Source organism: Mycobacterium ostraviense, from assembly GCF_002705925.1.
In the GTDB taxonomy this organism is placed as follows: Bacteria; Actinomycetota; Actinomycetes; order Mycobacteriales; family Mycobacteriaceae; genus Mycobacterium; species Mycobacterium ostraviense.
This window is the reverse complement of record NZ_NKRE01000001.1, coordinates 1,764,726-1,771,572: the sequence shown is the minus strand read 5'-3', so window position 1 is coordinate 1,771,572 and position 6,847 is coordinate 1,764,726. Positions and strand designations below refer to the sequence as shown.

Here is a 6,847-nt window from a genome sequence, read left to right as displayed (position 1 = left end):
CGAGTACGAGGCCGCCCTCACCGGCGCCTCACACCCTGCGAGCCAGCCAAACCCGGCCCTCGCAACCGACTAGGAACAATACCTGGGGTAGTTCACACCGTGCGCGACACCGACGGCCGTCATCACCGCCGAGGAAGGACGCCGCATCGTCCGCACCCACCATACCGTCGACAAACAAACCCGCATCAACGCCGCCAACACCCGCCAATCCCAACGCCGCAAAGGCAGGACGAGCCGGGAACAACAGGAGTTGCCAAGCGCTCCAATTCACCGGCCCGTCAAACCCAGCATAAAACCCACCCGAGTCGCTTGACTCCCTTTAGGAACTCAACACCGGGCCAACACCGGCCCGCCCGATCCCCGCACGCAACGCAATAGCTCAACCCGCCGCGGCCACTGCCAATCCCGATTCGCGAGCCAAGACGAGAACCCCGGAGCCGGTCACCTACTCGTGGTACCTGACCAGCATCCAAGCCGGCTTCGAGCCCCGACCATACCCGATCGGGCCATCGCGGTTGCCCGCCGCGAAGTTAGTCACCCGCCGTGCCGATCTGCGAATCGGGCGTATGAGACGAGAACGGGTGCACGTCGGGCGAGGTACCCTCTATCGCGTGCTCGACGATGAGCTGTTGGAAGCTGCTGCGGGACAAGGTAAACGACGAAGCAACCGGAGCGTATCCGCCGTCCTCGTGGTTGCGGGTACCGGCCCGGCACCGATTGCCGACCGTCCCGCGCTGCGCACCGACCAGCCGGCTGGGCGACCCCGCGCGGGTCGGCCCGGTCTGACCGAGGAATCCTCTTGACGGACTTCGAATTCAACGCGCCGACGGTAATCCGGACCAAGCGTGACGGTGGTCGGTTATCCGATGCCGCCATCGACTGGGTCATCGAGGCCTTCACCGACGGCCGGGTCGCCCCGGAACAGATGTCGGCCTTGTTGATGGCGATTTTCTGGCGCGGCATGGACTCCGGCGAGACCGCCAGATGGACGTCGGCGATGCTGCTCTCGGGTGCCCGGATGGATTTCGCCGAGCTGCGGCTGCCGACCGTGGATAAGCACTCCACCGGCGGGGTAGGCGACAAAATCACCCTGCCGTTGGTGCCCGTCGTCGTCGCCTGTGGCGCGGCGGTGCCGCAGGCGGCAGGCCGGGGACTCGGCCATACCGGCGGCACTCTGGACAAACTGGAATCCATCTCCGGGTTCACCGCGACGCTATCCAATCAACGGGTGCGCCAACAACTTTGCGACGTCGGTGCGGCCATCTTCGCGGCCGGCGAGTTGGCCCCCGCCGACGCCAAGCTCTATGCACTGCGCGACATCACCGGCACCGTCGAATCCCTGCCGCTGATCGCCAGTTCGATCATGAGCAAGAAGCTGGCCGAGGGAGCGGGCGCACTGGTACTCGACGTGAAGGTCGGTGCCGGGGCCTTTCTGAAATCCGAGGCGCAGTCCCGCGAACTGGCGCACACCATGGTGGACCTGGGTGCCGCGCATGGCGTGCCCACCCGCGCGCTGCTGACGGACATGAACTCGCCGCTGGGGCGCACCGTGGGCAACTCGCTCGAGGTGGCCGAGGCCCTGGAAGTGCTGGCCGGCGGCGGACCGCCCGACGTCGTGGAGCTGACCGTGCGGCTCGCCGGCGAGATGCTGCAGCTCGCCGGGATCGACGGCCGCGACCCGGCACAGACGCTGCGTGACGGCAGCGCGATGGACCGGTTTCGCCGGCTGGTCGCCGCTCAGGGCGGCGATTTGTCGAAACCGTTGCCGATTGGTCGGTGTTCGGAAACCGTCACAGCCGACCGGAGAGGCACAATGGGCGACATCGACGCGATGGCGGTGGGTTTGGCGGCCTGGCGGCTCGGCGCGGGCAGATCCCGGCCGGGGGCCCGGGTGCAGCACGGGGCGGGGGTGAGGATTCATCGTCGTCCCGGGGAACCGGTGGTGGCCGGCGAGCCGCTGTTCACGCTTTACACCGACACTCCCGAACGCTTCGGCCCGGCGCTGGCCATACTCGACGGTGGCTGGAGCGTCGGGGAGGCCGGGCCGGCTCCGCGGCCCCTGATTATCGATCGGATCACCCGATGACCACTGCGCTCACGTGGGAGATGATTCGGCAGGCACCGAAGGCCCTGCTGCACGACCACCTCGACGGCGGGCTACGCCCGGCAACCGTGCTGGACATCGCCGGCCAGATCGGATACGACGACTTGCCCGCCACCGACGTCGACACGCTGGCAACGTGGTTTCGGACCCGATCGCACAGCGGCTCGCTGGAACGCTACCTGGAGCCGTTCTCGCACACCGTGGCCGTGATGCAGACTTCCGAGGCGTTGTATCGGGTCGCCTTCGAATGTGTGGAAGACCTTGCCGCCGATTCGGTGGTCTATGCCGAGGTGCGCTTTGCTCCCGAACTGCACATCGATCGCGGGTTGTCGTTCGACGAGGTCGTCGACGCTGTGCTTGCCGGGTTCGCCGCAGGCGAGAAGGCGTGCGCCGGCGCGGGCCGGTCCATCAAGGTGCGCTGTCTGGTCACCGCGATGCGACACGCCGCAGTGTCCCGGGAGATCGCCGAGCTGGCAATCCGGTTCCGGGACAAGGGAGTTGTGGGTTTCGACATCGCCGGCGCCGAGGCCGGCCACCCGCCGACGCGGCACCTGGACGCCTTCGAGTACATGCGAGACAACAACGCGCGCTTCACGATTCACGCCGGCGAGGCCTTCGGGTTGCCGTCCATCCATGAGGCGATCGCGTTCTGCGGCGCGGATCGGCTGGGCCACGGGGTGCGGATCGTCGACGACATCGACGTCGGCCCCGACGGCGGTGTCAGACTGGGCCGGTTGGCATCGATCTTGCGGGACAAGCGGATTCCGCTGGAGCTGTGCCCCAGTTCCAACGTGCAGACCGGCGCGGTGGCCAGCATCGCCGAGCACCCGTTCGACCTGTTGGCGCGCACCCGTTTCCGGGTGACCGTCAACACCGACAACCGGCTGATGAGCGACACGTCGATGAGCCAGGAGATGCACCGCCTGGTGGAGACTTTCGGCTACGGCTGGAGTGACCTGGAACGGTTCACCATCAACGCGATGAAGTCGGCGTTCATTCCGTTCGACGAGCGGCTGGAGATCATCGACGAGGTGATCAAACCGCGGTTCGCCGTGTTGATCGGGTAGCTGATCGGCACCGGACGGGGCAGGTGCGTCGGACGGTGATAGCGCATGTGACAGCGCTTTTGCGACTCGGATGCCGAATGCGTTAACCGGCGGTGCCGCTGCCGTCCCGCGAATGGGTGCCCGCCGGCGCGCAAAGTAGTGACAAAAGCACTGGCGCCCAATGGTTGTGGAATGAGGCTGGTCCGTCGACGTTGGTGCTGAGCAGCCGGCCCGGCCTAACATCGCACCTATGCTGCTCGACCGTGCTACCGCCGAGGGTATTGCGGAAGGCCGAATCAGCCTGGTGCTGCGCCGGTGGGATGCCGCGAGCATCAAGCCGGGAGGCACCCAGCGCACAGTGGCCGGCACGATCCGTATCGATGACGTGCAGGAATGCGCACCCGACTACCAAGTCAGCGACCAACAGGCGCGGGCTGCGGGTTACTTCGATGCTGCGACGGCTCAGGCCCAGCTGGACAGCAGGTCGGCGAGCCATACCTACCTCATCACCGTGTCATTCGTCGGCCCCGACGAGCGCCGGGCGTTGGCCGCGGAGAGCGTGTTGACCGCAGCTGACGCGGCTGCGATCAGGTCCCGCCTTGACCGCTTGGATGCTGCCAGCGCGACTGGCCCGTGGACCGGGCGGTATCTTCGGCTGATCGCCGAGAATGAGGCGGTGCGGGCGCCGAACCTGGCGGTCGGCGAGGGACTTGATGTCCCTCGGTTCAAGCGGCGGGTGCGGCGGCTCAAGGAATTGGGCTTGACCATCAGCCTCGACGTCGGCTATCGCCTGTCGCCGCGCGGCCGGGCGTATCTGCACATCGACGACTGATTCCGTTGTGCCACAGCACATTCGCCGACGAGGTGATTGTCGGGCTACGGCAACAGCCAGCTCAACGTCGAAGCCGGACCGTGCAATTCTTGCCGCAGCGCTACGAATGCCGCACCGCCTCTTGGACGAGTTGCACCCGGGAGTTGAGGTCGAGCTTGGTGTACACGTGCGTGAGGTGGGTTTGCACGGTACGCGGCGAAACGAACAGCCGTGCGGCGATGTCCTTGTTGGAAAGGCCCTCGCCCACCAGGCTGACCACCTCACGTTCAGCCGGCGTCAACGGATTCCCAACCGGTCGCTGCCCGCCTGCGTTCGCCGCGTCCGCGCTGCGCGTAGGCAATCGCCTCGTCGCTGGACAGTGCGGTGCCTTCTGCCCATGCGCTGTCGAACTCCTTGCTGCCCAGTGCAGTACGCAGCAATGCCACCGAGTCCGCATGGCTTGAGTCGTAGCTCTTGAACCGTTTGGCGCCCAGGCGTTGCCGCATGGACTCCGCCGCGCCGTAGAGGGGGGCGGCCTCACGGTGGCTGTCGTGCCCGACCGCCATGGCGGCCAGGCAGTCGAGGATGTCGGGGATGCAATTGTGTGCGCATGTTTCGACCGCAACCGTCAGTGCGTCGTGGGCGTCGCGCTCGGCTTGTTCCGGCTCGCCTTGTGCCATCGCCACCCGGGCGCGGCTGGTCAGCGCCAGCGCCAGATGCCAGCCCGACAGCACCGAGGCGGCCTCGTCGGCGAAGTGTCGCGCTGCGGCGACATCCCCGCTCCCAACGAGATCCGGGCTTTGGTGGGACGCAGATAATTCGCCACATGGGGTTACAGTTTCACGTTCTGCCACGCCTTGGTGCTCGCATCGCGCGCGGAGTCGATGTCGCCGCCGGCGAAAGCCGCGATCGCCAACGTCGCGTAGCCGAGGCCGAGGAAGTATTCGCTGCCGTCTCCGGCGCCTTCGATCGCCGCTTCGCCCGCTGCCCACGCGGCGCTCACGTCACCCCGGTACGCGTGCGCATCACCCAATCCCTTCAGGATGAGCGGGGTGAGGACGTCAGCATCGGCCTCCAGCGACTGTTCCGCCAGCTCGCTGAACTGCGCGACGGCTCCGGCCAGTTCGCCCTGCCACAGCTGGGCGAACGCCAGGCTCAACCGGCACCGTAGCGCGCCGAACCGGTCGCCGATCTCGTCGGCCACATCGCGTCCGGCGCTGCCCGCAGCGCGCGCGGTCATCGTATCGCCGGATACCACGGCGGCATTGCTCTGCCAACTCAGGATCTGGCTGAGTGTCCACCGGTCGTCCAAGGCGCGGACAATGTCGGTCGCTTCCGCGAAGTACTGTCGGGCGGCATCGGATCGGTAGCTGAATCCGGCCGTCGAACCCCAGGCGGTGAGTGCGCGCGCCCGCAGGGCCGGGTCATCGACTTCATGAGCGATGGCCAACGCGTGCCGAGCCTCGTCCACGCTGCTGCGAGGGTCGATGAACATATCGAGCACGGCCTTGTCCACCAGCGCGCGCGTCCGCACTGCGGCGCTCACCTGCCCATGGTGCGCGTCTGGCTCGACGAGGATGGTTTCGAACCAGGTTCGCCCCTCCCGGATACGGCCCTGGCTGAGCCACAGCGGCTGCAGCCACGACGTCAACGCCAGCGCGGACTCCAAGTCGCAGTATTCGCGGCAGCACAGGAACGTCACCCGCAGGTTGTCCAGTTCGGTTTCGGCCGGGTCGAGAAGCTGCTGATAGTCCGTGCGCCCAGGGCTGTCGAGCAGCGCGGCCAGCGCCATGTAGTGGTCGCAGTATCGCTTTCGGGTGACGTCGGTTTCGCCGGCCTCGGCGAGCTTTTCCATCGCGTACTGGCCGACTCCCTCGAGCCGCCGGTACCGGGTGCGACCCTGCGAGCTATCTGCCCAGATCAGCGACTTGTCAACCAGCAGCGCCAACTCATCGAGCACTTGGTGACGCGGCAGCTCACCGAAGCCGGCCACCGCCAGCGCCGCGTCGAGGTCGAATCCACCGACGAACACCCCGAGTCGTCGCAGCAAGATCCGCTCCGGCTCGCTGAGCAACCCATAGGACCAGTCCAACATGCACGCAGGGTCTGATGGCGGCGCAGCGCGGTGCGCGCCCCGCCGGTCAGCAGCCGGATGCTGTCCTCGAGGCCGGCAATGATGTCGGACAGCGACAGCGACCGCACCCGCGCGGCGGCGAGTTCGAGCGCCAGCGGCATGCCGTCCAGCCTCCGGCAGATTTGCCGCACCATGGCGGCGCTGTCGTCGTCGATGACGAAGTCGGGCCGGGCCAGCAGGGCACGGTCGGCGAAGAATGCGGTCGCGTCGGCCACGGACAGCGACGGAACCCGCCAGGTCAGCTCGCCCGCCACCTTGATCGGTTCGCGGCTGGTCGCCAATATCGTCACCCGGGGGCAGGTCTGCAGCAGCGCATTGACCTGGCCGGCGCCCACGTCGAGCAGGGTGCTCGCAATTGTCGAAGACAATGAGCATCTCCCGCTCGGCCAGGTAGCGCAGCACCGCATCGGCCGTTGAGCGGCCCAACTGGTCGGACAGGCCCGACGCGCGAGCAAGCAGGATCGGCGTCATATCGGGATCGGTTATCGGCTCGAGATCGACGTAGCACACACCGTCGGGAAACTCAGAAGTCAGTTGTGACGCCACTTGGATGGCCAGGCGGCTCTTGCCGAAGCCGCCGGCACCGATCAGCGTCACCAGCCGGTTTTCCGTCACCAGCCGGGCCACCTCGGCCATTTCCCGCTCGCGGCCCACAAAACTGTGAGCTGCACTGGAAGCCGTTGGTTCACAAGGTTTTTCGGAGTTCGTAGCGCAGGGAACTCGTTACGCAGCTGGGGGTGGCACAACTGCGC

The 6,847-nt window shown here is 66.9% G+C and carries 7 protein-coding genes; 3 read left to right on the top strand and 4 right to left on the bottom strand.

Going from position 1 to position 6,847, the window contains the following annotated elements; genetic code table 11:
- Window positions 1-799 precede the first annotated feature (799 nt).
- The 3 genes from CDN38_RS07985 to CDN38_RS07975 all read left to right on the top strand — a co-directional run bounded on the left by CDN38_RS07985 (window position 800) and on the right by CDN38_RS07975 (window position 3,982).
- A complete protein-coding gene (locus CDN38_RS07985; RefSeq protein WP_099318888.1) occupies window positions 800-2,086 on the top strand; it encodes a thymidine phosphorylase in 1,287 nt (428 codons plus the stop codon).
- Window positions 2,083-3,171: an adenosine deaminase gene (locus tag CDN38_RS07980; RefSeq protein ID WP_075512830.1), complete on the top strand. Its 1,089-nt coding sequence runs from the start codon at window positions 2,083-2,085 to the stop codon at window positions 3,169-3,171. Before CDN38_RS07985 ends, CDN38_RS07980 begins: the two co-directional genes overlap by 4 nt.
- A gap of 229 nt (window positions 3,172-3,400) precedes the next feature.
- Entirely contained in the window at window positions 3,401-3,982 is a 582-nt protein-coding gene (locus tag CDN38_RS07975; protein ID WP_075512829.1) for a hypothetical protein, read from the top strand.
- 100 nt (window positions 3,983-4,082) lie between these two features.
- Here the strand turns inward: CDN38_RS07975 and CDN38_RS30560 are convergent, their stop codons facing one another.
- The 4 genes from CDN38_RS30560 to CDN38_RS33515 form a co-directional block, all read right to left on the bottom strand.
- The gene (locus CDN38_RS30560; protein WP_233026807.1) at window positions 4,083-4,262 is read right to left on the bottom strand and encodes a response regulator transcription factor; all 180 of its coding nucleotides are present in this window, start codon (window positions 4,260-4,262) and stop codon (window positions 4,083-4,085) included.
- Entirely contained in the window at window positions 4,249-4,695 is a 447-nt protein-coding gene (locus tag CDN38_RS30555) for a hypothetical protein (RefSeq protein ID WP_233026806.1), read from the bottom strand. The genes CDN38_RS30560 and CDN38_RS30555 overlap by 14 nt, the downstream gene beginning before the upstream one ends.
- Window positions 4,696-4,793: 98 nt before the next feature.
- Entirely contained in the window at window positions 4,794-5,993 is a 1,200-nt protein-coding gene (locus CDN38_RS30550; RefSeq protein ID WP_477497715.1) for a hypothetical protein, read from the bottom strand.
- Window positions 5,882-6,463 carry an ATP-binding protein gene (locus CDN38_RS33515; protein WP_477497714.1) on the bottom strand — a complete coding sequence of 194 codons (582 nt, stop codon included), beginning with the start codon at window positions 6,461-6,463 and terminating at the stop codon, window positions 5,882-5,884. The genes CDN38_RS30550 and CDN38_RS33515 overlap by 112 nt, the downstream gene beginning before the upstream one ends.
- Between the last annotated feature and the right edge of the window lie 384 nt (window positions 6,464-6,847).